Here is a 24,362-nt window from a genome sequence, read left to right as displayed (position 1 = left end):
GACGGAGGGCGCGCGCCGGCGCCCCTCCCCCCCCGGGGCCGCCCGTGGGTCCGGCTCAATCCGCGTAATCGGGCTCGCTGCGCGCCAGGATCCGCTTCACGCTTTCCAGATGCAGCCGGGCGCTTTCGGCATCCTCGTCACGCATCTGGGCGTTGGTCATGGCCGCCACATCCGCCGGCACCGGGATCAGCGGACGACCGGTCTGCAATGCCCGGATCTGCACCTCGGCGGCACGCTCCAGAAAATAGAGATCGTCCCAGGCTTCGGCGATCGAGGGGGCGGTGACCATCACGCCATGGCTGCGCATGAACAGGATGTCGGCATCGCCCATGGCCGCGGCGATCCGGTCGCCTTCGGCCGTATCCAGCGCCAGCCCGTTATAGACCGGGTCGACCGCGGTCCGGCCGAGGAATTTGAGCGCGGTCTGCCCGGCATGAGCGAGCGGTTCGCCCTCGATCATGGTCAGCGCGGTGGCATTGGGCATATGGGTGTGGAAGGCGGCCCGCGCGCCGGGCTTCTTCATGTGCAGCCGGGCATGGATGTAGAACGCCGTCGCCTCGGGCCGGCCCTCGCCCTCGATCACATTGCCGTGGAAATCGCAGACCAGCAGGCTGGAGGCGGTCACCTCGGCGAAGGCGAGGCCATAGGGGTTGACCAGGAACAGATCATCCCGCCCCGGGACCAGCGCCGAGAAATGGTTGCAGATCCCCTCGGCAAAGCCCAGCCGTGCCGCCATGCGCAGGCTGGCGGCCAGATCGATGCGCGCCTGGGCCAGCGCCGCCCGGTCGATGGAGGAATTGCGCAGCACCGCGGGTGCTTCGCCGGTGATCGTCAGTTCTTGAGCCATGGCGGTGCGACACTCCGGAAGGGGCTGCTCTCAGGACGAAGCTTTCATCGCCCGGGCGGCGGTGTCCGAGATCCGCTGCACCATGGCGTAGAAGCCGTTGCGGCGGTTGGGGCTCAGATGCCGGTCCAGACCGATGCGGTTGAAAATGTCGTTGATGTCGGTGGCGATGATCCGGTCGGCGGGCTCGCCGGAATAGGCGGTCATCAGCACTGCGATCAGCCCGCGGACGATCTGGCTGTCGCTGTCGGCGCGATAGCGGATCACCGGTGGATTGCCCGGCTCCACCTCGCTCAGCAGCCAGACCTGGCTCATGCAGCCTTCGACCTTGCTTTCGGGCGTGCGTTCAGCCTCGGGCAGGTCCGGCAGTTTGCGGCCCAGATCGATCAGATAGGCGTAGCGCTCCTCCCAGTCGTCGAACAGGGAGAAGTTCTCGATCAGCTCTTCCGTCGCGGCATTGGCCATGGGGCAGAGGTCTCCGGACCTGGCTTGGAGCAGGATGTCCGGCACCATATCGAGCAGAGCGGGAGAAGTGCAAGACAACGGTCATCCGATCCCCCGATTCGGCTCGTACATCCGTCATTCCGGCGCCATATGCTTCTTCTTCATCAACATCAACAAGACCAGCCCGACAGCGGAGCACGGCAGGAGGACGCGATGAACGAGATGAACCCCCAAGGCGGCAAATGCCCCGTCATGCATGGCGGCAACACCACCGCCGACAGCTCGGTGACGGCCTGGTGGCCGAAATCGCTGAAGCTGGAGATCCTGTCCCAGCATGACACCAAGACCAACCCGCTCGGCCGCGGCTACAGCTATCGCGAGGCGCTGAAGACGCTCGATTTCGAGGCGCTGAAGCAGGATATGCGCGCGCTGATGACCGACAGCCAGCCCTGGTGGCCGGCCGATTGGGGCCATTACGGCGGGCTGATGATCCGCCTGTCCTGGCACGCTGCCGGCAGCTACCGCATTTCCGACGGCCGCGGCGGCGGCGGCACCGGCAACCAGCGTTTCGCGCCGCTGAACAGCTGGCCGGACAATGTCAGCCTCGACAAGGCGCGGCGCCTGCTCTGGCCGATCAAGAAGAAATACGGCAACAGGGTCAGCTGGGCCGATCTGATCGTGCTGGCCGGCACCATCGCCTACGAGACCATGGGCCTCAAGACCTTCGGCTTCGCCTTCGGCCGCGAGGACATCTGGCATCCGGAACTCGACGTCTATTGGGGCCCCGAGACCACCTGGCTCGGGCGGGAGCGCTATGCGAGCGAGGCCGAAACCTCGCTGGAAAACCCGCTCGCCGCGGTGCAGATGGGGCTGATCTATGTGAACCCGGAAGGTGTCGCCGGCCAGCCCGACCCGCTCAAGACCGCCCAGGCGATCCGCGAGACCTTCGCCCGCATGGCGATGAACGACGAGGAGACCGTGGCACTCACCGCCGGCGGCCATACCGTCGGCAAGACCCATGGCAATGGCGATGCCGGCCTGCTGGGACCCGAGCCCGAGGGCGCGCCGGTCGAGGCGCAGGGCCTGGGCTGGGCCAACCCCACCGGCCGCGGCATGGGCCGCGACACGATCACCAGCGGCATCGAGGGTGCCTGGACCACCCATCCGACCCGCTGGGACAACGGCTATTTCCACATGCTGTTCAACCACGAGTGGGAGCTGTGCAAGAGCCCGGCCGGCGCCTGGCAGTGGGAACCGGTCGAGATCCGCGAAGAAGACAAGCCGGTCGATGTCGAGGACCCCTCGATCCGCTGCATGCCGATCATGACCGATGCCGACATGGCGATGATCAGGGACCCGGCCTATCGCGCGATTTCCGAGAAGTTCTACGCCGATCAGGACTATTTCTCCGAGGTCTTCGCCCGCGCCTGGTTCAAGCTCACCCATCGCGACATGGGCCCCAAAATCCGCTATGTCGGCCCCGACGTGCCGGCGGAAGACCTGATCTGGCAGGACCCGGTGCCGGCCGGCCCGACCGGTTGGGATGTCGACGCGGTGAAGGCGAAGATCGCCGCCGCCGGGCTTTCGGTCGCAGACATGGTCAGCACCGCCTGGGACAGCGCCCGCACCTATCGCGGCTCCGACATGCGCGGCGGCGCCAATGGCGCGCGCATCCGGCTTGCCCCGCAGAAGGATTGGGAGGGCAACGAGCCCGCCCGCCTCGCCCGGGTACTGGACGTGCTGGCCCCGATCGCGGCGGAAAGCGGCGCCAGCCTCGCCGATGTCATCGTGCTCGCCGGCAATCTCGGCATCGAACAGGCGGCCAAGGCGGCCGGGTTCGACATCACCGTCCCCTTCCACCCGGGCCGCGGCGATGCCACCGACGAGATGACCGACGCCGACAGCTTCGCCCCGCTGGAGCCGATCCACGACGGTTACCGCAACTGGCTGAAGGCCGACTATGCCGTCAGCCCGGCCGAGCTGATGCTCGACCGCACCCAGCTCATGGGCCTGACCGCCCCTGAAATGACCGTGCTGGTCGGCGGCATGCGCGTGCTCGGCACCAATCACGGCAGCACGAAACACGGCGTCTTCACCAGTCGCGCAGGCGTGCTCTCCACCGACTTCTTCGTCACCCTGACCGACATGTCCCTGACCTGGACGCCTGCCGGCGGCGGCCTCTACGACCTCCGCGACCGCGCCACCGGCACCACCAGATGGACCGCCACCGAACTGGACCTGACCTTCGGCTCAAACTCGATCCTGCGGGCCTATGCGGAACTCTATGCGCAGGACGACGCGCAGGAGAAATTCGTCACGGATTTCGTGGCGGCCTGGGCGAAGGTGATGAACGCGGATCGGTTTGATCTGGTGTGAGGTGAGGCGGGCGGCCGTGGCGCGGGAGCGCCACGGCCGCTGCGCACCACCGACACGAAGACGCAGCCATCTCCAAGACCCTCTCTTCCGATCGAAGATGCACTTGAAATTTAATATGTATCGCCAAAAATAAACTAGAAGGACCATATCCAAAGGAGCGTCTGGCATGGGTAGCAGCGGTTCTGGCAGGTTAACAGACTACCCAGGATCTCAATCGAAAGGAACAGGTAATGAAGTTGGTAGCGGCGCAAGCGGAGGTGACCGTTGTGGACGTGCATTCTCTTGCATTTTGGAAGAGGTAGAGCTTTGTTCCTATTTTTTAAAACATAAATCCGCCCCGCCTACGAATACAATTTTATCCATAATACATCAGCGGAGACTATTCACAGTGGACGCGAATGGAGAATCCGTGGGCGCCTTACCGACAAAATTTAACTACATAGCGGATTGCATTGTGGCGGGCTTCACCTATAAGGGCCGAGTCGTAACATCGTCATCAACTCCATTCACTTCTATTAGCGTTGATTTTGCCCCGGGTGAACCATGAGCGAAAATTCCGCACTTCTACTGATCGGCGAGATTTACATAGATTTTACCCTACCCACGACAGGTACAAGCAGTAAGTTACGGCTTGGTGGCATCATACATGCAGCACGTGGTCTCTGGGCTATCAACGCCAGCTATGCAGTAGCCGCGATCTGCCCAAGATATCTAGTAGATCAAGCACGCCACTTCCTCCAAGAACTTCAATGCAGTAATTTCATATGGCTCGGAGAAGTTAAGGGGGCCCCGAATGTTATGGTGATTAGGGACCCTCTCGAAATTGGAGACCAAAACTATGAAGATCTTCTCCTAGAAGAGAAATATTGCGAAATAAATGATGGCGAAGCAAATCTCGAAAATTATAGTTCCTGCCTGATATTTCCAGGAAAATATAACATCGGAGACCTAAAGAATATATTAGCTGATAAGGCGCAGATCAGCATAGATATCGCTTACGACATTCCCGATATTGATATTCTCTCCCCGTTTTCAGGACAGATATCTGCTCTTATTACGTCAACTTCCTCCAGATTTTTTTTAGAAAGAGCATCGGATGATATATCGGCGCTGCTGAATTGCCTACGTCACCTATCTCCGGATGTTGTTCTCTTGAAAGAAAATCGCGGTGGTAGTCGGGTATTTGATCTCCGTACTGATCAAGGGGACGAAGTCCCAGCCCTTCTTGGTCAAACTACCAATTCAGTGGGCGTAGGTGATGTTTATTCCGCTGTATTTACTTACTTGATCAGCACAGACGTATTCGGCGCAGCATGGAAAGCGGCGAGAGCTGCGACATGCTATGCGCAAACTACATACCCTGACGATTTTCGGAGAGATGTTCAACGCAGCTTGGCACTCACAGTCGAGCAAATGCGTGATCTTGGAGGAACAAATCTATCTTGGCACGTGCGACGGCTTTTTCCAATATACTTTGCAGCCCCCGATTTTTCATACATAGATCGAACGTATATTGAGGAGGTTATCAATGCCCTCAATTATCATAATTTCCTACTTCGCAGGCCGATACAAGAAAATGGAGAACTCAACCCTAACAGTGCGGAGCATCATATGCATAAAATTTACGCCGAGGACCTAAATATTCTCAGTCAGTGTGCCGTAGTATTCGCCTTACCTTTGGGACGCGATCCGGGTACTCTTATCGAGATGGGAGTGGCCATTGCAAATAAGAAGCCTCTAGTTACCTATGATCCGCTCCAAGAAAATGCCAACACTATGGTAATAGTGGGGAGCACCGTTTATTCAAGCAACCTCGATATATGCTTAAATGGTCTTTTTGATGTCCTATCAAAATTGCAGGCTGGCAACCCATGAAAAAAGCTGTCGTAATGGTCTCGGGCGGCCTAGATTCAACCACTGTGTGCTACCTACTCACCAAAATGGATATTAAAATTCAGCCAATATTTTTTGACTATGGACAGCATTGCGTTGAGATAGAGTGGAAAAATGTTAATGAATTACTGCCGCCAGAAGTCTTAAGACCTGAGCGTCTAAATATTTCGGACATTTTTATTGGATCACGCTCTCGGATGATCTGCGAGGCAGATCTTTGGAGAGAGTCAGTATCAGATGATGATCTTTACCTGCCATATCGGACCATGCTATTCTTTGCCGTGGCAGCGGCCCGTGCACAGACTCTTGGAATTCTCGATGTATATTCTGGTTTTATCAATAGCAATCATGCCAAAGAAATAGACTGTAGTACCGAGTTTATGAATGGTCTTGATGAGCTATCCAGGGGGGTGGGTGCTGTGCGTTTCCATGCACCGTTTCGAAAAAATACTAAAGCTGATGTTATACGACGAGCCCTGGAACTTAACGTGCCAATCGGTCGCACTTTCTCTTGTCAGGCCTCAAGCTCGTTTCCGTGCGGAGCTTGTCCAAACTGCGTCGAGAGATTAAAAGCCTTAGCGGAAGCGTCCACTGTGTAGTGGGTTGAGGAAAATGACGCGAAAATTAACGTATATAGATGCACTATATGCTGCACGACGCGTTGCTGATCGCGCTGTGGAGACTGGCATCATGCTGAACCGGCCCCCCTGCAGACCTATTTATCACCACATGGGCGCTGTACTAGCTGATGCTACACTTCAGGCAGGGCTAAGTTACGAGAAAATTATAAGGCCCCGGATCCATTACATACTTGAAAGATTTCCTCACGCATCGACCACTGGCTCGGTAATACAAATTATGCAGGATGAAGGAACTTCAAAATTCCTACAGTGGACGCATAATGAAAAAATATCCCGATTTGAGAATGTAGTTTCTTTTATATCAAATGCTCGAATTGAGAATACTGACGAACTTCTAATGTCTTTACGGGAGGAGACTTTTTGCTCAGGTTTGCAGAAAATCCACGGTATAGGGCCCAAAACCATTGACTATATGGCATGCTTGGTTGGCATGGATTGTGTCGCTGTGGATCGACACGTTCAGAATTTCGCAGAACTCGCGGGACTGGAGAATAACGGCTACGCTTATCTCCGAGACGTCTTCAATTTTGCGGCGGACTTACTGGATATTTCACGGCGTGATTTTGATTCACTTATCTGGCACTATCAAGCTGCCCAATATAAAAAACAATTAGAACTTGAATTTGACAAATAATCCCTTGATAAAATGACGGCTTGCCGCACAATAGAGCTGCTTAGTCCTTCAGTTATGCAGAAAATTCCTCCACTCCTATAAGTTGTCTTATTCTTCATTTTAAAACTATTATTTCTCTGCTATTCTCCCTCATGAAGCTGATCGCCGCAATCTGCTTCAGGGCGTGAGAAACCCTTCACATGCGGTAATCCGGCCTTTTCGCCCCAGGCCGGACGACTGCTTGCGGCCGGGGGCCCGAACGATGTCCAAGGGCGGTGGCCTGAAAAGTTCGGGGGCCGATATTGCATGATCGGCTGAATACCCCCGGTCGAAGCTTCGGCAGTCCAGGATGATGACCGAAGGGCGGAGGTACGCCTCCGCTCAACGCGTCTTCATGCCGGTTTTCCTGGCGGTGGACTTCCCCGCATTTCAGCACCGGATACATCCGCACCGCGATATTCCATGCGGCTAGAATAATAAAAGCTGCGACATCCTTCAGTATTTATCGCGCGGGCCGCGCATAGAGCGGTTTTCCTTTCCGTTATCCCCACCGTCATGGCATTGTCGAGCCGGGAACCGGAGGACGCAGCCGGTGCCTGGGGCGTGAGAAACCCCTTCACATGCGGTCTGCCGAACTGGAATCGGCTATCTTGGCTCTTGCGGCCGGGGGCTCGGACGTATGTCCAAGGCTCCGCCTAAAGGTCCGAGGGCCGCTCATGTGACGGTTTTCTCAACCCCGGCCACCAAGCCAAAAGCTCAAGCGCATCTCACGGCGGGCGCGCCGTCCTGCGCTTCAGTTGGTGGACCGGATGAGAAGGACAGGAGCGGCATGCGCCGCCGCCTTGGCGGTGGCGTTGGCGTCGCCCCATGCTCTCGCCCGGGAACTGGCCGGCGAAGCACGGGTGATCGACGGCGACACATTGGAAGTTGCGGGTGAGCGGGTCCGGCTTTACGGCATCGACGCACAGGAGACGGACCAGATCTGTACCGACGGCGAAGGCCGGCCCTGGGCCTGCGGGGCGGCCGCAAGCGAGGCTTTGCGTGCACTCATACAGGGACGAGAGGTGGTCTGCGTGGTGACAGGGCGCGACCGCTATAAGCGCGCCCTCGCCCTCTGCCAGGCGAACGGCGAGGATCTGGGCGCCCGGCTGGTGCGCGACGGGCTGGCGCTGGCCTATCGTCGCTATTCCGGCCTTTACCTCACACCGGAAGCCGACGCCCGCGCCGCCGGCCGTGGCCTGTGGGCCGGCCGGTTCACGCCGCCCGAGGCCTGGCGGCAGCGCGGGCGGCAGTAGCGCCCGCTATCGGACGGGCCCGCTCCGTCTGCCATTTCGGTCAGATCCCGGGACCGAAGCGCCCCGCCATCAACCCGGGCAGCGACAGATCCACATCCAGTTCTTCCCAATGGAGGCCATACCCCCTGCCGAGGATCCGGACCGCGGCAAGCTGATCAGCGGTTGCCCCATCCAGCCCCGCAACCAGCCGCGGCGGAAAGGCGAAGACGCAGCCATTCTCCAGATCGACGATGACCAGGCCCTCGCCGCGGTCATAGCGTGCCGCCGCGGCGCGCGGTTCCTGCGCATGGGCAAGGCGGCCGCGCTCCAGGGCGGCATCGATTGCGGCATCGGTCAGTTCGGCCATGGATCCGTCTCCCGCAGGTCGGAACATGCCTCAGGCTCTCATGCGCCTGCCCCCGCACGGAATTGGCGCACGCCCGCTTGTGAGGCAATCATCACCCGCTTACAATAAAACAGGCTGCCATATGCAGTAACGCACAGAGTGAACCACCGATGCCGATCTCCCATTTTTTCGCGAGACCGGGCATCGGGCCGGTTCGCCATCTGGGGTCGCCCGAGGCCGACACCCTGCTGATCGTCATGGGCCGGAACAATTATCGGCGGGCCTCGTCGATGATCGACCGGATCATTGGCGTGATCCACGACCGGGGCATCCCGGTCTGCTGGCTGGAGACGCGCACCACCCGGACCTTCAAGCTGCTCGACCGCAGGTTCGAGGCCCTGGCCGGCCCGCAGGTCAGGGCGCTGCGCCGCCGGTGGCCTGCTCTCGGGTGGATCGTCGAACGGCTGATCAAATCGATGATCCTGCTCACCCGTCCCGACCGCTGGGACTATGCCCTCCGGCCACGGAGGCGGGCGAATGTCGTCGCGGCCCGCGATCTGCGGGACTTCCTCGACGGGCTGCCGGCAAAGCGGATCTGGTGCCTCACCCATTCCGCAGGCGGGATCGTGACCTCGCTGGCCGGCGCGGACCCCAGGATCACGCGGCTCGTCTGCTTCGGCTATCCCTTCAGGCACCCCTTGCAGGACGAAGACCCGGCCCGCACCGATCACCTCGCCCGGCTCGATACGCCCTTTCTGATCATCCAGGGCGATCAGGATCCCTATGGCACGGCGGTGGATGCCGGGCGTTATGCCCTCTCGGGAACCATCCGCATTCTGCCGGTGCCGGGCGGGCATGACTACGCCGATCTGCCGGACCAGGACGAGGCCGCCATCCTCTCGGCCATCCTCGCCTTCCTCGACCTCGCCCCGGACATGGCGGCCGGGGCATCCGCGGCACCGCCCCGGGTCGTGGCGGTCGGATGTTGAGGCGGCATACGGCAGTGACCGCCAGGGGCGTAGCTGCCGGGAAGGCGCTCCAGCTCAGTCGAGCCGGTTCTCGACCATAAGCCCAGCCCCCTGACAGGACACCCGGAGGTTCGTGTCACGGGCGCGCAGACCTTCGTCCACGTCGGGAAATGCTTCGTCAATCGGCTCCAATGTCGCCAGAAGCGCGAGCAGCCCCGGCCTGGCGACGGGTTCGATGACCAGACGGTCGCCCTCACGGTGAATGATCACCTCGTCGCCCGGCAGTTCAAAACCCTTCGGGATCCGCACGGCCTGATCAGGGCCGGCGCGGAACAGTCTGGCGTGACGCATATCCATCTTCGACATCACCGCGTCTCCCTTAGCTGCTCCCCCGACCGCCACCCTTCGGCCTGCTGCTTTCGAAAAGGCGGTTTCCCGTCCGTCAAACGGCGCGGACGGGGCACAGCCGTGACATCGCCTGCAGGGGAGGCTTGCCCGATTATGCCGCCCGATCCGACCGAAGTCCCTGGAAAATCGCGCCCGGACGCGCTACCTATCGCCCCGGGAAACCGAGACCTTTCCCGAAACGAAGCCCGTTCCCCGAACGAAGCCCTTCCCTTCCTCCGAACCCGTCCGAGCGCATGACCGACATCACCGACATCGGCGCCGAGATCGCGCGTCGCCGTACCTTCGCGATCATCTCGCATCCCGACGCCGGCAAGACCACGCTGACCGAGAAGCTGCTGCTGTTCTCCGGCGCCATCCAGATGGCCGGTGCGGTGAAGGCGCGCGGCGAGCAGCGGCGTGCGCGGTCGGACTGGCTGAAGGTGGAGCGCGAGCGCGGGATTTCGGTCTCGGCCTCGGTGATGAGCTTCGAGCATGACGGCTTCGCCTTCAACCTGCTCGACACGCCGGGCCACGAGGACTTCTCGGAAGACACCTACCGCACGCTGACCGCGGTCGACAGCGCGATCATGGTCATCGACGCCGCGAAGGGCATCGAGGAACAGACCCGCAAGCTGTTCGAGGTCTGCCGCCTGCGCGACGTGCCGATCATCACCTTCGTCAACAAGATGGACCGCGAGGCCCGCGACCCGCTGGAGCTGATCGACGAGATCGAACAGACCCTGGCGCTGGACGTGACCCCGGCCGCCTGGCCGATCGGCATGGGCCGCCATTTCCGCGGCTGCTATCACGTGCTCGACGACCGCATGGTGCTGATGGATCGCGGCGACCGGTCGAGCATCAACGACGCCTCGTTCTCGGTCACCGGCCTCGACGACCCGACCATCGGCGAGCATCTGCCCCGCGACCAGTGGCAGGAGCTGAAGGACCAGGTGACCATGGTCCGCGAGCTGTGCCCGGCCTTCGACCTGCAGGCCTATCGCGAAGGCCACATGACCCCGGTCTTCTTCGGCAGCGCGCTCAACAATTTCGGCGTGCGCGAGCTGCTGGAAGGCGTCGGCCGGCTCGCCCCCTCGCCGCGCCGCCAGCCGGCGACGCCGCGCGACGTGGCGCCCGACGAGGACAAGGTCACCGGCTTCGTGTTCAAGATCCAGGCGAATATGGATCTGAAGCACCGCGACCGCATCGCCTTCGTGCGGCTGTGCTCGGGCCATTTCAAGCGCGGCATGCGCCTGCTGCCGGTGGGATCGACCAAGGCGGTCAATGTCAGCGCGCCGGTCATGTTCCTGGCCCAGGACCGCGAGATCGCCGACGAGGCGGTTGCCGGCGACATCATCGGCATCCCCAACCACGGCACGCTGCGCATCGGCGACAGCCTGACCGAGGGCGAGGAGATCCGCTTCACCGGCATCCCCTCCTTCGCGCCGGAACTGCTGCGCCGCATCCGCCCGGAAGACCCGATGAAGGCCAAGCATCTGGGCCGGGCGCTGGAACAGCTGGCCGAGGAAGGCGTGGCCGCGGTCATGAAGCCGCGCATCACCTCCTCCGCCTGGGTGGTGGGCGTGGTGGGCTCTCTGCAGTTCGACGTGCTGGCCGACCGCATCCGCACCGAATACGGCATCCCCGTATCGTATGAAACCGTCGAGGCCTATGCGGCGCGCTGGGTGTCGGGCGATCCGGCCGAGATGAAGCGCTTCGCCGACAACAACGTCTCGGCGCTGTCCGACGACCACACCGGCCGGCCGGTCTTCCTGGCCCGCAACGCCTGGCACCTGAACCGCACGGTCGAGGACTGGCCGAAGCTGAAGTTCGACAAGGTCAAAAACCAGGTGAATTGAAGGCAGGTCTCCTGCCCGAAACAGGGGGAACCCCGCTTGCGCGGGGCTAACTCTCTGTAAAAAAAGAGGAAGCCGTCACGCCCGCGCAGGCGGGGATCCACCTTCTTCTTCTCCCCTCACCGCACCCCTTCGGGCAGGGCCGCCAGCACCGCGTCGATGCGGGCCTGGGGGTCGAGCACGTCGGCGGGCATGCGCAGCACCGGCACGTCGGGGGTAAAGCGTTCCAGCAGGCCTTCGATCAGGATCTGGAACTTGATCTGCAGCCAGCGATTGGGCGAGCGGACGCCGTCGGTGACGAAGGGTATGGCGCCCGCGGGCAGGATCACCACCAGATCGAGCGGCGCCATCTGGGCGACGGCATCCGCCGCCAGCGCATCGGTTTCGGCCTCGTCGGAGCCGAAGCCGTAATGCAGCCAGAAGCCCAGCGTGTCCAGCGGGCAACGATCGGTGACGGCGCCGCCGGTTTCGGCGATCGCGGCATCGCGTGCCGCCAGATGTTCGTCATACAGCTCGCGGATCAGCGCCCGGAACTGCGGCCATTCCAGCTTGTGCAGGTCGAGCCCGGCCTCGATCCGGCTGCGCATGTGCTCGGGCACCACCGGCAGGCCGAAATGGCGGCCGAGCGCATCGACCAGCGTGGTCTTGCCGGTGCCGGCACTGCCGGTGACGGCGATCCGCGGGCGCCGGGGCGTGGTCTCGGTCATGATGGGGGCTCCGTACACGTGACGATGGGATGACACCACGTCAGACTAGCACGGAGCCCCCTTCGGGATCAGGTATTCTGCTGATCCGGCCGCTGCCTGATCAGGCGACGCGGTCGCCCTTCTTGGCCTTCACCGCCCGGCTGTCGACGCCCGGCAGCATGTTGGCCGGATCGCGGGTGACCACCACGTCGAGCACCGTCGGACGGCCGCGCTCGGCCATCGCCGCCGCCAGCGCGCCCGACAGGTCGTCCGGATTCTCGACCCGGATGCCCTTGGCCCCCATGGTCTCGGCGATCTTCGCGTAGTTCATCTCGCGCAGATCGCTCGACTGGTAATTGCCGGTGCCGTACATCAGGTGCTGCAGCGCCTTCACATAGCCGGACGCCGCGTTGTTGACGATGATCAGGGTGAAGGCGAGGTTCATGCGCAGGGCGGTCTCAAGCTCGCCCAGCGTCATGTTGAAGCCGCCGTCGCCGGTCAGCGCCATCACCGGCCGGCCCGGAGCCGCCAGCGCACAGCCCATCGCACCGGGCAGGCCGTAGCCGATCGAGGCGAAGCCGCGATCGGGCACGAAGCCGCGGCCGGCGCGCTTGGTGTCGAACAGCAGGCCGCCCCAATGGGCCGCAAAACCGCCATCCGCAACCAGCAGGCCATCGGCGGGCAGAGCCTTGGTCACCTCGGTCATCAGCCGCGCCATGGTGATCGGCCGCTCGTCGGAGCTGAGCTTCGGCGCCACCTCGGCCCGCCACTTCGCCATGCGCTCATCGATCTCGGTGGCATAGCCCGCACGTGCGGCCCGGGCCGCCTCGGCGGTGGGCGCAAGCTTTTCCGTCAGCGCCTCGATGCCTTCGCGCGCATCGCCCCAGAGCCGGACGGTCGCGGGATAGCAGCGGTCGAATTCCTCGGCCAGGATGTCGAGATGGATCAGCGTCTTGCCCGCGGGCGGCACGCTGTAGCGCTTGGTCGCGATCTCGCCCAGCTTGCAGCCGATGGCGAGGATCACGTCGGCGGTTTCGATCACGTCGTTGGCGATGCGGCTGTAGCGGCCGAAGATGCCGAGCGACAGCGGATCGGTGCAGGCGATCGCGCCCTTGCCCGAAAGCGTGTGAGCGACCGGAATGCCGAAGGCATGGGCGAAGGCCTCCAGCGCCGGCGCCGCCTGCGACAGATGCACGCCGCCCCCGGCCAGGATCACCGGGCGCTCGGCCTTGGCCAGCAGATCAGCCGCACGGGCCAGATCGGCCGAGGCCGGGCGGCAGCGCAGCGAGGGCGCCGCCTCGGCGGCCGGATCGGCATAGAAGTCCGAGGCCTGGAAGACGATCTCGTCATGGGCGACGTCTTCCGGCACGTCGAGCAGCACCGGGCCGGGGCGGCCCGAGGTCGCGACGGCGAAGGCGCGGCGGACGAGTTCGGGGATGCGGTGGGTGCGCTCCACCCGGATCACTTCCTTGACCACCGGCCGCAGGATGTCGAGCTGGCGGGTCTCCTGGGTCATGTTCTTCCAGGAATGGTCGCGATGGGTGTCGCCGACGATGGCGACGATCGGCACGCCGGCATTGTAGCTCTCGACCAGCGCCGTCACCAGATTGGTGGCCCCCGGCCCGAGGGTGGCATCGCAGACGCCGACCCGGCCGGTGACCCGGGCATAGGCATCGGCGGCGAAGGCGCCGCAGCGCTCGTCATTGATCAGGGCATGCGAGAGGCCCAGCCGCCGGCAGGCATCGTAGAACGGCAGCAGCTGGAAGCCGCCCATGCCGAAGAGCGGGCCGATGCCGTGGGCGAGCAGCATGCGGGCGAGCGCTTCACCGCCGGTGATCGGGCCGTCGGGCAGTGCATTGGCACCGGCTGCGGTGCCTGCGTCGCGCGTCGTCATTGTCGGGTCATCCTTATGGATCAGGGAAGGTCGGGAAAAAAACCGACGGGAATCGGTGGGGATCAGAGCACACCCCACCCGTCGGGCCGCGCCTGGGAAAGGCGCAGCCCGTGGGCCGGAGGTGTCGGAAGGGTTCGTGGTTCAGGCGGGCTGTGTCAGACGACGTAGCCCAGGGTTTTCGGCAGCCAGAGGGCGAGATCCGGCACCGCCATCAGCAGTGCGAGCAGCAGCACCATGGCCAGCACCATCCAGATCACCCAGGGCACCGTCTCTTCGATCGGCACCTTGGCGATGCGGGCCGTCACGATCAGGTTCACGGCGACCGGCGGCGTGAACTGGCCGATCGCGATGTTCATCGCCATCAGCCACCCCCAGCCAGGTGAGGTTCCAGTCATAGGTCTGGGCGATCGGCACGATCAGCGGCAGGGTGATCAGATAGATCGACACCCCGTCGAGCACCATGCCGGCGAAGAGCAGGATCACCATGATCATGCCCAGAATGACCCAGCCGTTGTCGGTGAGGTCCAGCAGGCCGCGGGCTGCACTGTCGAAGGCGCCGAGCGTGCCGCCGGCCCAGGCGAAGATACCGGCCAGCGCGATGATCAGCATGATCACCGCCGAGGTTTCGGCACTTTCGGCCAGCGCCTTGTAGATGTCGCGGACCTTCAGTTCCCGGTAGACGAAGAGGCCGATGAAGATGCCGTAGAACACGGCGACGACCGCGGTCTCGGTGGGCGTGAACAGGCCGGTGCGCAGGCCGCCCAGGATGATCACCGGTGCCATCAGCCCCGGCAGCGCCTGGACGAACACGTCCAGGAAGCGGCGCCGCGGCCCCTGTTCACCCGCCTCGGCGGCCCCGAAGCCCTGACGGCGCGAGATGATCAGGGTGGGGACGGCGATGAACAGCCCCGACAGGATGCCCGGGATCAGACCGGCCGCGAAGAGCGCCCGGATATCAGTCCCCGGCACCATCACGCCATAGACGATCAGCGCGATCGAGGGCGGGATGAGGATGGCGGTGGAGGCGGCCGATGCGATGACGCTGGCCGAGAAGGCGGCCGGATAGCCGACGCGCCGCATGCTGGGGATCATCACCGTCGCAACCGCGGCGGCATCGGCGGGGCCGGACCCCGCCATGCCGCCCATGATCATGCAGACCAGGATGGCAACGACGGCGAGGCCACCCCGGCGGGGGCCGACGAAATAGGCGGCGAATTCGACCAGACGCCGGGCGACGCCCGAGCGTTCAAAGATCACCCCCGTCAGCACGAAGAGCGGGATGGCGATCAACGGGTATTTCGCGATGCTGTTATAGGTATTGGTACCAACGGTGCCGAGCGCGTACTGGTCAAGCCCGGTCAGGATGCCGGCGACACCCGAAAGGCCGAGCGCCACGGCGATCGGCGTGCCCAGCAGCAGCAGCAGCAGGAAGGCGCCGATGAGGAAGACGTTTGCGGTCAGCATCAGAAGCTCGTCCCCCGCTTCGGCCCGGGAAGATCGGCGGCGTCCCCCGGCAGCACATCATCGCCGGTGGCGATGTCGACGGCCGTCTCGTGGGTACGGAAGGCCCGCCATTCCCGGTGGGCACGGCCGACGACACGCAGGATGATCGCGATCGAAACCAGCGGCAGCCAGATGGTGTAGATCCAGCTCGGATAGGCCGAGGGCCGGCGAGGTTTCGCCGTATTCCATCTCATCCAGCGTCAGCAGCCAGCCATACCAGGCGACCAGGGCGAACATGATCACGGTCAGCAGATGGGTGAGCATGATCAGGCCCATGCGCGGCCGGCGGGGCAGGCGGTCGACGATGGCGGTGATCCGGATATGCCCGCCGCGGATGAAGGCCAGCGAGGCGCCGACCATGGTCATCACCACCAGCAGGAAGATCGAGAGTTCCTCGGTGGCTGCAAAAGAGGCGTTGGTGACGTAGCGCACCACCACATTGCCGAAACTGATCACACAGATTCCGGCCATCGCGAGGGCGGCAATGAATTCCTCGATACGACCGCTGACGACCGGACGGTCGACCTCGCGGACCGCTTCCGGTACGTCGTCATGCTCGGGGCTGGAGGCCACGGCAGTCGTTCCCCGGTTGAAGGCTGTGAGGGGCGGGCGTCCAGGACGCCCGCTTCGGCAGAGAACCGCCGGGTGAGGCCGGAGGCCGGGGCAACACCGAGGTCGCCCCGGCAGAGGCTCACTTCTTGCGGTTGGCGACCGACTCTTCCGCCGTCTTCACGAGGTCCGGACCGATCTCCTTCGCCCACTTCTCGTAGACGCCGCGGGTGGCATCGACGAAGGCCTGACGTTCGGCATCCGACAGCCGGGTGATGGTCACACCCAGACCCTCGATCTCCTTCAAGGTCGAGTCGTCCTTCTCGGTGATGCCCTTGCGCGCGACCTCGATGCCATAGGTGCCGGCATCCTGGGCGGCCTTGCGCAGCAGATCCTGATCCTCAGGGGTGAAGGTGTCCCAGACCCGCTTGCTGACGCCGAAGATCAGCGGGTCGGCGACATAGCCCCAGAGGGTGACGTGCTTCTGGCCGACATTCTGCAGCTTGGCGACGGTGAAGATGCTGAGCGGGTTCTCCTGGCCGTCGACCGCACCGGTCGCCAGTGCCGGCTGGGCATCCGCCCAGCTCATCTGGGTCGGGTTGGCGCCAAGCGCCGTGAAGGTATCAAGATAGAGCGGCGAGCCGACCACGCGGATCTTCAGGCCGTTCAGATCCGCCGGGGTCTTGATGTCGCGCTTCGAGTTGGTGAGTTCGCGGAAACCGTTCTCGGCCCAGCCGAGCGGCACCACGCCGCGCTTCTCGATGATGTCGAACAATTCCTTGCCGACAGGGCCCTGGGTCAGGGCATCGATCGCGGCATGGTCCGGCATCAGGAACGGCATCGAGAAGATGTTCAGTTCCTTGACCTGCGGCGACCAGTTGATGGTCGAGCCGACGGCCATGTCGATGATGCCCTGGCGCATCGCCGAGAATTCCTTGGTCTGGTCGCCAGAGACCAGCTGTGCGCCCGGATAGACCTTCATGTTGATCCGACCGTCGGAGCGCTCGCGGACCAGCTCGACCCACTTCTCGGCAGCAAGGCCCCACGGGAACGGCGCCGGCACCACGGTCGAGACCTTGTATTCTTCCTTGTAGTCGGCCGCCTGGGCGCCGCTCAGGGCCGTGGCCAGCAGCGCCGCGGTCGCGACCGCACCGGCAGCCGCCTTGAAGACACGCATCATCATCGTTTCGTTTCCTCCCTTGGGTTTCTTCGGCAACGGGTGCAGCTCCCGACCACACCCGTCACGGTCTCCATTCTCGGCGTTCTTTGCGCCTTTGGGAAAGCCGCAACGTATGACGCGCGTCGCGTTTTCCGATCGTTGGTCCTCGTCGATCCCAGCCCGGGTTCAGCGCCCCAGGGCCACCTTGACCGCCTTGCAGACGTCGCCGGCGGTGATCTTGAGTTCGGATTCCATCGGCGGGGCATAGGGCACCGGTGCGCGCGGCGCACCCAGGCGCCGGACCGGCCCCTCCAGACGGTGATGCAGCTCCTCGGCAATGGTCGCGGCAATCTCGGCACCGAAACCGCCGGCCTGGACCGCCTCGTGCACCACCAGGGCGCGGCGGGTGCGGGACACGCTTTCCAGCACCAGTTCCCGGTCCCAGGGCCAGAGAGTACGCAGGTCGATCACCTCGACATTGATCCCCTCGACCCCCAGCGCAGCAGCGGCATCGAGCGCCGTCCAGACCGTCGCCGACCAGGTCACCAGGGTGATGTCGGCGCCGGCCCGGCGCGCGATCCCCCGGCCGAATTCGGCCGGCGCATCGCTGTCCGCCGCGGGGCCGCTCAGCGCCCAGAGGTTCTTGTGCTCCATATGCACGACCGGGTCGTCGGAGCGGATCGCCGCCTTGAGCAGGGCATAGTTGTCGGCCGGCGTCGCCGGCACGGTGACCACCAGGCCGGGGATATGGGCGTACCAGGCTTCCAGCGACTGCGAATGCTGGGCAGCGGATGACCGCCACATCCCGATCGGTTCGCGCACCACCAGCGGCACGCGGGTCTGGCCGCCGAACATGTAGCGGGCCTTGGCCGCCTGATTGACCAGCTCGTCGACGGCGCAGAGCGCGAAATCGGAAAAGCGCATCTCGACCACCGGCCGGGTGCCGCTCATCGCAGCGCCGACGGCAGCGCCCATGATGGTCGATTCCGAAATCGGGGTGTCGACGATGCGGTTCGCGCCGAAACGGGCCTGGAGGCCGTCATACTGCTTGAACACGCCGCCGCGGCCCAGATCCTCGCCCAGCGCCCAGACCAGCGGGTCGCGGTCCATTTCCTCGGCAAGCGCCAGCCGGCCGGCTTCGAGATAGGTGATGTCGGCCATGGGTCTCAGCCTTCCCGGGTCCAGAAGCGCGCCGGCGCACCGGCATCCTGCACATCCTCGAGCGCCAGCGCCGCGGGCGCCCAGGGGGCCGCCTCGGCCGCATCCAGCGCTGCGGTCATCTCGTCGGTCGCCGCCTGTTCCAGCGCGTCGAGTTCGGCCGCGGGCACGCCTGCGGCTTCCAGCAGGGCGCGGTTACGGCGCATCGGGTCGCCGGACCAGCGGCCTTCGGCCTCGCCCGCCGGGCGATAACCCGCCGGATCCGAGGCGGTATGGCCCAGCAGCCGGTAGGTGCGGGCATGGATCAGGATCGGGCCCTCGCCGGCCCGCAGCCGGGCGACGGCATCGCGGGTCGCCTCGTCCACCGCCACCAGATCGTTGCCGTCGATCTCGATCGCGGTCACGTCCATGGAGCGGGCGCGGGCCGCGGCACCTTCGCCGGCCGTCAGGGTCGAGGTGCGGGTGGTGGCCGACCAGCCATTGTCCTCGCACACGAACAGCACCGGCAGGTTGAAAACCTTGGCCCAGTTCAGGCCTTCCATGAACGGGCCGCGATTGATCGCGCCGTCACCGAACAGGCAGACCACGACCTGGTCGCCGCCCTTCAGCCGGATCGCCTGGGCAGCCCCCACCGCGATCGGGATATTGGCGGAGACGACACCGTTCGCCCCCAACATGCCGACCGAGAAATCGGCGATGTGCATCGATCCGCCGCGGCCATCGGAGGTGCCGCCGGCCTTGCCCAGCAGCTCCAGCATCATGGCGCGGGCATCGGCACCCTTGGCCAGGGTATGGCCATGGCCGCGATGGGTGGACAGCAGCAGGTCGTCGCGGCGCAGCTGCGCGCAGACGCCCGCGGCCACCGCCTCCTGCCCGATCGACAGATGCACCGCCCCCAGCACCAGGCCGCGATTCTGCCCGGTCTCGGCCGCGCGCTCGAAGGCACGGATGCGGGCCATCAGCCCGTGGAGCGCCGTAAGGCGCGGAATGTCGTGATTGCTCGCGGTCGCCGCTGGGGCGCCGTCCTGCCCGCCGGTCATGAGCCGACCTTTCCTCCCTGTCCCGGTGTCGGTTGCGTCTTGCCCGGCCTCGGATGGCCCGGGCTCGCGTTCTTGGATCGCGGCACCATGGTGCCACGCCGACGGAACGACGATAACGGCGGCAGTCGAGGCCTGTCAAACTCAGGTCCAATATTTGGACCTTGTTATGCTGTTTCTTACGGGAGTGACCAAGTTCGGCCAGGGACTGATTGCTTTGGCATCACAAGGGGCCACAACAGAAGTTCCACATAATGGATCATTCTTCATGCCACTGTCGTCGGCCAGCCGGTGCAGCGGGTCCGTATCATGGCGCCCCGACCTCGACGGATGCGTGGCTGCCGGGCATGATGCCCGAAGTGAAGATCACGAAGCCGGGCGCGCCGCGACACCGGCCGGACGACAGGGAGAGACGTGCATGGCCGACACGATCACACCGCCTTCTGCCGCCACCAGGCCGATCGTGGCCGACAGCGTCACCCGTCTGGGCCCCGAGGCGGAAGGGGCGGTGCTGGTGGCCGCCAGCCATGGCGGCGTCTATGCCGCCTATCTGGCGGCGGTGTCGAAGGTCAGGGGGGTGATCCTGAACGATGCCGGGCTCGGCCTGGATCGCGCCGGGATCGGGGGGCTGGATCTGGCCCAGAAGATCGGCCTTGCCGCCGCCACCGTTTCCCACGACAGCGCCCGGATCGGCGACGGCCGCGACATGATGGCGCGCGGTCGCATCTCTCATGCCAATGTCGCCGCGATCGCAGCCGGGGTCGAGCCCGGCCAGAGCTGCGCCGAGGCGGCCGAACGCCTGGCAACCGCCACCCCGCCTTTCGACCGGCCGGCCCCCTATGCCGAGGCGCGCCGGGAACTGACACCGCGCGGGCCGCTGGGGCCGCGGATCGTGCTGATCGACAGCGCCGCCCTGGTGAAGGCCGAAGACGCCGGCCAGGTGGTCATCACCGGCAGCCATGGCGGGCTGATCGGCGGCGACACCTGGAATGCGCTCAAGACCGACGCCTTCGCGGCCGGCTACAACGATGCCGGCATCGGCATCGACGAGGCCGGCACCACCCGCCTGCCCGCGCTCGATGCCCGCGCCATTGCCGGCTTCGTGGTCAGTTGCAACACAGCCCGGATCGGCGAAGCCGCCTCTACCTACGAAGACGGCCTCGTCAGCCGGGTCAACCGCCGCGCCCATGCGCTGGGCCTGCGCGAGGGCCAGTCGGCGCGGGAAGCGGTGGAGATCCTGATGGACGCCATGGAAGGCCGGATCGAGACGGCCTGATCACGCGGCCCGGATCTGCCGCAGAAACCCGGCCATTTCGTCCCGCAGCCGACCGGTCTGTCCGTTCACCTCGCGCGCACCGTCGAGCAGGGCTGCGGCGCTGGTGCCGGTTTCGGCGGCCTCACGTCCCACACCGTGCGCATTGGTCGAGGCGTCGCCTGCCGCACGGGCGGCCTCGACCACCGTGCGAGTGATGTCCGCCGTGGCTGTCGCCTGCTCTTCGGCCGCCGCAGCCACGGCCGCCGACATGCCCTGAATGTCGCGGATGACGCGGCCGATGCGATGCATCGCCTCGACCATCTCCCTCGCGGCCGACTGTATGGCGCCGATCTGCCCGCCGATCTCGCCGGTCGCCTTCGCGGTCTGATTGGCGAGCGACTTGACCTCGCCGGCCACCACCGCGAACCCCTTGCCCGCCTCGCCGGCCCGCGCCGCCTCGATCGTCGCATTGAGGGCAAGCAGATTGGTCCGGGCCGCGATGTCTGAAATCAGGACGACCACGTCGTCGATGCGCGCCGACGCCTCGACCAGGGCGCGGACACGCGCCTCGGTAGCATCGGCTTCGCTAACCGCCTGGGCGGCCGTCACCGCAGCCCGCCCGACCTGCCCTGCAACCTCGCGGATCGACGCCGAAAGCTCCTCGGCCGCCGCGGCAGCCGTTTCCACATGGCTGGCCGCCCGTCCGGCGCCCGCCGACGCGGCTTCAGCCTGGGCATCCGTGCGGCGGGCCGCTTCGGCGACATTGCCTGCAACCACCGTCATGCGCGAGGTCGCGCCGGCCACGACCTCCATCGCCCCGCCGATGCTCGCTTCGAATCGTGCGGCCAGCTCAGCCAGCTCGGCCCGCCGTTCCTGCTCCGCCTGACGGCGGCGGCTTTCCTGCTCGCCACGCAGCCGGGCCGCCTCGGCACTGCCGTCGCGCAGCACCAGGACCGCCCGGGCCAAGGCGCCGATTTCATCATGCCGGGCCGTGGCCGGAACCTCGGCGTCCAGAGCGCCACCGGCAATGGCGGCGACCGTGGCGGTCAGCCGGTTGAAGGGGCGGATCACCCGATAGGCCACCAACAGCATGCCGGCAAGCGTCGAGGCCAGCGCCAGGCCGATCAGGACCATCGACGACAATCGGGCCCCCGCCTGTGCATCATGCGCCTGGCGGTAGACGGTGTCTGCCGACCTGACCTGAACGCCGATCAGACGATCGATCGAGGCCGTCACCGGATCGATCGCCGCATACAGGGTGTCGCGTACGAAACGATCGAGACCGGCGGTGTCGCCCGCCGCCACGATCGCCGCCAGACGGCCGACTTCGACATCGGCGGTGCGCATCAGCCGGTCGGCCGCACCGGCCAGCTCCGCCTCCTCTCCGCCGGAGACGCCCGCGCGGTATTCCGCCCAGCGGCCGGCGATCTGCGCGCGCGCGGCATCGATCGATGCCGCGGTCGTCGCACGATCGGCATTGCCGTTCCGAAGCTTGTGCGCCGCATCGACGATGGACACCGCATAGGCATCCGAAATCGCCTTCAGCGCCTGCAGCGGCACCACCCGGTCGACATAGACCCGTTCCAGCGCGGCATCCGCCCGAACCAGGGCACGCTGCCCGTTCATCGACACCAGGACCGCGACCATACCCAGAAGGCCAAGCACGGCAAACAGCGTGCCCCTGACCGTCAACACCCTCCGCATGCACCCTCTCCATCCGAGCGGCGGTACCACATCACCCGGCGGCCCGGGCGACGTCGGGGTCGACACGAGGTCGGGCGCCGTCGTAGCCGGAACGACCATAGAGGGCGTGGCGTATTCTGCTTCTGCGGGGGCGGGATCAGTCTATCAGACGGCGGCGCGGGCCTCGAAGGCCTGTTTATAGGGCTCGCGCAGTTCGCGCTTCAACACCTTGCCGATGGGGCTGCGCGGCAGCTCGTCGCGCAGTTCCACCGCCGACAGCCGCTGCGCCTTGCCCAGCCGCTCATTGGCCCAGGCGCGGATCTCCTCGGCCGTCGCCTGCCGGCCCGGCTTCAGAACCACCAGCCCCAGCGGGGTTTCACCCCACTCCCGGCTGGGCACGCCGATCACCGCGGCATCGGCCACGGCCGGATGGGCGAAGAGCACCGCCTCCAGATCGACCGCATAGATGTTGAAGCCGCCCGAGATGATCATGTCCTTGCGCCGGTCGAGCAGGCGGACGAAGCCGTCCTCGTCGATCGCACCCATATCGCCCGAGCGGAAGAAGACCCGGCCTTCGGCATCATGCCAGAGCATTTCCTCGGTCTTCTCGTCCAGGTTGTGGTAGCCGCTCATCATCGCGGGACCACGGCCGACCAGTTCACCGATCTGCCCCGGGGGCAGTTGCCGCCCCTCTTCGTCGATCACCAGGATCTCGGCGCCGGCCGACGGGCGACCCACGGTATCGAGCTTGTCGGGATAGGCGATGACGTCGAGCAGGCACGAGATGCCGCCCTCGGTCAGGCCGTAGATCTCGATCATGCCGCCGGGCCAGCGCCGGGCGATCTCGCGCTTCACCTCGGCCCTGAGCGGCGCACTGGTCGACAGCTTCATCTGGAAGGACGACAGGTCGCGGCGGTCGAAATCCGCATGGTCGAGGATGCGGGTATACTGCACCGGCACCAGCATGGCATGGGTCGCCCGCTTCGCCTCGGCCAGTTCCAGGAAGCGGCCGGCATCGAACTTGGCCATCAGCACCGCAAGCCCGCCGAACAGCACCGTCGGCAGCAGGGCGGCCAGCGTGGTGTTGGAATAGATCGGGGTCGAGACGATCGACACGGTGTCGGGGCCGAAGCCCATGGTCTGGATGCGCCGGGTCTGCGCACCGCGCATCTGATGGCTGTGGACGATGCCCTTGGGCACGCCGGTGGTGCCCGAGCTGTAGATGATGTTGAAGAGGTCGAGCGCCTCGATCACCACTGGGGCAGGCGTAGCGGGGGCAGAGGCCAGCCAGTCGGCAAAGCCGGTCCAGTTACCACCGGGCCACTCGCCGCCGGGCGCCATGTCGAAGCCGATCCGCCGGACATCGCCCAGCCGGTCCAGCGCCGGTTCGATCAGCGGCAGCGAATAGGCATCCACCGCCAGCAGGCGGGCGCCGGAATCCTGTACCATCGCCGCCAGCTGTTCGGCACTCGCCAGCGTCGAGAGCGGCACCGCGCAGGCGCCGGCCCGCAAGGTCGCCATATAGAGCGCCAGCACGTCGACCGCATTGCGGGCCAGCATCGCGACCTTGTCGCCGCGACCGATCCCGTCCTGCTGAAGGGCGGCGGTGATGGCATCGATCCGGGCATCGAAGCCCTGCCAGTCGAGGGCGGTGGTCTCGTCCTCGACGGCCGGTGCGCCGGGCCGTTCGGCGGCATGGGCGCGGATGGCGTCGCTGATGTTCTGGAAGGCGTCGGCGTTGTCGCGGATATGGTCGGTCAAAGTCTGGCGGCGCATGGTCTGGCGGTCCTCCGGTGCCG

General features: G+C 64.9%; 19 protein-coding genes and 2 pseudogenes. 8 read left to right on the top strand and 13 right to left on the bottom strand.

Going from position 1 to position 24,362, the window contains the following annotated elements; genetic code table 11:
- Window positions 1-55: 55 nt before the first annotated feature.
- Both TMO_RS02895 and TMO_RS02890 read right to left on the bottom strand, forming a co-directional pair.
- Window positions 56-847 carry an aldolase gene (locus tag TMO_RS02895; protein ID WP_014744087.1) on the bottom strand — a complete coding sequence of 264 codons (792 nt, stop codon included), beginning with the start codon at window positions 845-847 and terminating at the stop codon, window positions 56-58.
- A gap of 30 nt (window positions 848-877) precedes the next feature.
- Window positions 878-1,309, bottom strand: a complete 432-nt coding sequence (locus TMO_RS02890; RefSeq protein ID WP_014744086.1) for a SufE family protein — start codon at window positions 1,307-1,309, stop codon at window positions 878-880.
- Window positions 1,310-1,501: 192 nt separating this feature from the next.
- Between TMO_RS02890 and katG the strand changes: the two genes are divergently transcribed.
- The 5 genes from katG (at window position 1,502) to TMO_RS02880 (ending at window position 8,106) form a co-directional block, all read left to right on the top strand.
- Window positions 1,502-3,664 (top strand): catalase/peroxidase HPI, encoded by a 2,163-nt coding sequence (gene katG / locus TMO_RS02885; protein ID WP_014744085.1) that lies wholly within the window; start codon window positions 1,502-1,504, stop codon window positions 3,662-3,664.
- 543 nt (window positions 3,665-4,207) lie between these two features.
- Window positions 4,208-5,539 (top strand): nucleoside 2-deoxyribosyltransferase, encoded by a 1,332-nt coding sequence (locus TMO_RS30180; RefSeq protein ID WP_086015128.1) that lies wholly within the window; start codon window positions 4,208-4,210, stop codon window positions 5,537-5,539.
- On the top strand, window positions 5,536-6,156 hold the full coding sequence (locus tag TMO_RS30175) for a 7-cyano-7-deazaguanine synthase (protein WP_081598742.1): 621 nt from the start codon (window positions 5,536-5,538) through the stop codon (window positions 6,154-6,156). The genes TMO_RS30180 and TMO_RS30175 overlap by 4 nt, the downstream gene beginning before the upstream one ends.
- 91 nt (window positions 6,157-6,247) lie before the next feature.
- Complete coding sequence (locus TMO_RS30170; protein WP_228382257.1) at window positions 6,248-6,832, top strand: hypothetical protein; 585 nt, start codon at window positions 6,248-6,250, stop codon at window positions 6,830-6,832.
- A gap of 833 nt (window positions 6,833-7,665) precedes the next feature.
- Window positions 7,666-8,106 (top strand): thermonuclease family protein, encoded by a 441-nt coding sequence (locus TMO_RS02880; protein WP_187297806.1) that lies wholly within the window; start codon window positions 7,666-7,668, stop codon window positions 8,104-8,106.
- On the opposite strand, the pseudogene TMO_RS02875 reads toward TMO_RS02880, so the two are convergent.
- A pseudogene (locus TMO_RS02875) lies at window positions 8,007-8,452 on the bottom strand (DUF2442 domain-containing protein). The gene TMO_RS02880 and the pseudogene TMO_RS02875 overlap by 100 nt on opposite strands.
- A gap of 149 nt (window positions 8,453-8,601) precedes the next feature.
- Here TMO_RS02875 and TMO_RS02870 point away from each other — a divergent pair.
- A complete protein-coding gene (locus TMO_RS02870; RefSeq protein WP_014744082.1) occupies window positions 8,602-9,420 on the top strand; it encodes an alpha/beta family hydrolase in 819 nt (272 codons plus the stop codon).
- A gap of 54 nt (window positions 9,421-9,474) precedes the next feature.
- Here the strand turns inward: TMO_RS02870 and TMO_RS02865 are convergent, their stop codons facing one another.
- Complete coding sequence (locus TMO_RS02865; protein ID WP_014744081.1) at window positions 9,475-9,765, bottom strand: antitoxin; 291 nt, start codon at window positions 9,763-9,765, stop codon at window positions 9,475-9,477.
- Window positions 9,766-10,040: 275 nt separating this feature from the next.
- Between TMO_RS02865 and TMO_RS02860 the strand changes: the two genes are divergently transcribed.
- Window positions 10,041-11,642, top strand: a complete 1,602-nt coding sequence (locus TMO_RS02860) for a peptide chain release factor 3 (protein ID WP_014744080.1) — start codon at window positions 10,041-10,043, stop codon at window positions 11,640-11,642.
- 116 nt (window positions 11,643-11,758) lie between these two features.
- Here TMO_RS02860 and TMO_RS02855 read toward each other — a convergent pair whose 3' ends face one another.
- The 7 genes and pseudogenes from TMO_RS02855 to TMO_RS02825 all read right to left on the bottom strand — a co-directional run bounded on the left by TMO_RS02855 (window position 11,759) and on the right by TMO_RS02825 (window position 19,628).
- Window positions 11,759-12,346, bottom strand: coding sequence for an AAA family ATPase (locus tag TMO_RS02855; protein ID WP_014744079.1), 588 nt, complete (start codon window positions 12,344-12,346; stop codon window positions 11,759-11,761).
- A gap of 100 nt (window positions 12,347-12,446) precedes the next feature.
- Complete coding sequence (locus tag TMO_RS02850) at window positions 12,447-14,219, bottom strand: thiamine pyrophosphate-binding protein (protein ID WP_014744078.1); 1,773 nt, start codon at window positions 14,217-14,219, stop codon at window positions 12,447-12,449.
- A 155-nt stretch (window positions 14,220-14,374) separates the two neighbouring features.
- Window positions 14,375-15,683, bottom strand: a pseudogene (locus tag TMO_RS02845) (TRAP transporter large permease).
- A 57-nt stretch (window positions 15,684-15,740) separates the two neighbouring features.
- Complete coding sequence (locus TMO_RS02840; RefSeq protein ID WP_014744076.1) at window positions 15,741-16,295, bottom strand: TRAP transporter small permease; 555 nt, start codon at window positions 16,293-16,295, stop codon at window positions 15,741-15,743.
- Between the two features lie 118 nt (window positions 16,296-16,413).
- Window positions 16,414-17,454 carry a DctP family TRAP transporter solute-binding subunit gene (locus TMO_RS02835; protein ID WP_014744075.1) on the bottom strand — a complete coding sequence of 347 codons (1,041 nt, stop codon included), beginning with the start codon at window positions 17,452-17,454 and terminating at the stop codon, window positions 16,414-16,416.
- Between the two features lie 162 nt (window positions 17,455-17,616).
- On the bottom strand, window positions 17,617-18,591 hold the full coding sequence (locus tag TMO_RS02830) for an alpha-ketoacid dehydrogenase subunit beta (RefSeq protein WP_014744074.1): 975 nt from the start codon (window positions 18,589-18,591) through the stop codon (window positions 17,617-17,619).
- A 5-nt stretch (window positions 18,592-18,596) separates the two neighbouring features.
- Window positions 18,597-19,628 (bottom strand): thiamine pyrophosphate-dependent dehydrogenase E1 component subunit alpha, encoded by a 1,032-nt coding sequence (locus tag TMO_RS02825; RefSeq protein ID WP_014744073.1) that lies wholly within the window; start codon window positions 19,626-19,628, stop codon window positions 18,597-18,599.
- Window positions 19,629-20,043: 415 nt separating this feature from the next.
- On the opposite strand from TMO_RS02825, the gene TMO_RS02820 reads away from it, so the two are divergent.
- The gene (locus TMO_RS02820; RefSeq protein ID WP_014744072.1) at window positions 20,044-20,901 is read left to right on the top strand and encodes a hypothetical protein; all 858 of its coding nucleotides are present in this window, start codon (window positions 20,044-20,046) and stop codon (window positions 20,899-20,901) included.
- Here the strand turns inward: TMO_RS02820 and TMO_RS02815 are convergent, their stop codons facing one another.
- Complete coding sequence (locus TMO_RS02815) at window positions 20,902-22,584, bottom strand: methyl-accepting chemotaxis protein (protein ID WP_014744071.1); 1,683 nt, start codon at window positions 22,582-22,584, stop codon at window positions 20,902-20,904.
- A 144-nt stretch (window positions 22,585-22,728) separates the two neighbouring features.
- Entirely contained in the window at window positions 22,729-24,339 is a 1,611-nt protein-coding gene (locus TMO_RS02810; protein ID WP_014744070.1) for a class I adenylate-forming enzyme family protein, read from the bottom strand.
- Window positions 24,340-24,362: the final 23 nt, after the last annotated feature.

Source organism: Tistrella mobilis KA081020-065 (assembly GCF_000264455.2).
Lineage (GTDB): Bacteria > Pseudomonadota > Alphaproteobacteria > Tistrellales > Tistrellaceae > Tistrella > Tistrella mobilis.
This window is presented reverse-complemented; position numbering and strand designations above follow the sequence as displayed.

What these genes read in the sequence shown, in the direction of transcription:
- TMO_RS02810 (WP_014744070.1), bottom strand. Translation starts at nt 24,339, where the DNA reads ATGCGCCGCCAGACTTTGACCGACCATATCCGCGACAACGCCGACGCC.
- TMO_RS02855 (WP_014744079.1), bottom strand. Translation starts at nt 12,346, where the DNA reads ATGACCGAGACCACGCCCCGGCGCCCGCGGATCGCCGTCACCGGCAGT.
- TMO_RS30180 (WP_086015128.1), top strand. Translation starts at nt 4,208, where the DNA reads ATGAGCGAAAATTCCGCACTTCTACTGATCGGCGAGATTTACATAGAT.
- TMO_RS02870 (WP_014744082.1), top strand. Translation starts at nt 8,602, where the DNA reads ATGCCGATCTCCCATTTTTTCGCGAGACCGGGCATCGGGCCGGTTCGC.
- TMO_RS02830 (WP_014744074.1), bottom strand. Translation starts at nt 18,591, where the DNA reads ATGGCCGACATCACCTATCTCGAAGCCGGCCGGCTGGCGCTTGCCGAG.
- TMO_RS02890 (WP_014744086.1), bottom strand. Translation starts at nt 1,309, where the DNA reads ATGGCCAATGCCGCGACGGAAGAGCTGATCGAGAACTTCTCCCTGTTC.
- TMO_RS02835 (WP_014744075.1), bottom strand. Translation starts at nt 17,454, where the DNA reads ATGATGATGCGTGTCTTCAAGGCGGCTGCCGGTGCGGTCGCGACCGCG.
- TMO_RS30175 (WP_081598742.1), top strand. Translation starts at nt 5,536, where the DNA reads ATGAAAAAAGCTGTCGTAATGGTCTCGGGCGGCCTAGATTCAACCACT.
- TMO_RS02820 (WP_014744072.1), top strand. Translation starts at nt 20,044, where the DNA reads ATGGCCGACACGATCACACCGCCTTCTGCCGCCACCAGGCCGATCGTG.
- TMO_RS02815 (WP_014744071.1), bottom strand. Translation starts at nt 22,584, where the DNA reads ATGCGGAGGGTGTTGACGGTCAGGGGCACGCTGTTTGCCGTGCTTGGC.
- TMO_RS02850 (WP_014744078.1), bottom strand. Translation starts at nt 14,219, where the DNA reads ATGACGACGCGCGACGCAGGCACCGCAGCCGGTGCCAATGCACTGCCC.
- TMO_RS02860 (WP_014744080.1), top strand. Translation starts at nt 10,041, where the DNA reads ATGACCGACATCACCGACATCGGCGCCGAGATCGCGCGTCGCCGTACC.
- TMO_RS02895 (WP_014744087.1), bottom strand. Translation starts at nt 847, where the DNA reads ATGGCTCAAGAACTGACGATCACCGGCGAAGCACCCGCGGTGCTGCGC.
- katG (WP_014744085.1), top strand. Translation starts at nt 1,502, where the DNA reads ATGAACGAGATGAACCCCCAAGGCGGCAAATGCCCCGTCATGCATGGC.
- TMO_RS02825 (WP_014744073.1), bottom strand. Translation starts at nt 19,628, where the DNA reads ATGACCGGCGGGCAGGACGGCGCCCCAGCGGCGACCGCGAGCAATCAC.
- TMO_RS30170 (WP_228382257.1), top strand. Translation starts at nt 6,248, where the DNA reads ATGCTGAACCGGCCCCCCTGCAGACCTATTTATCACCACATGGGCGCT.
- TMO_RS02865 (WP_014744081.1), bottom strand. Translation starts at nt 9,765, where the DNA reads ATGTCGAAGATGGATATGCGTCACGCCAGACTGTTCCGCGCCGGCCCT.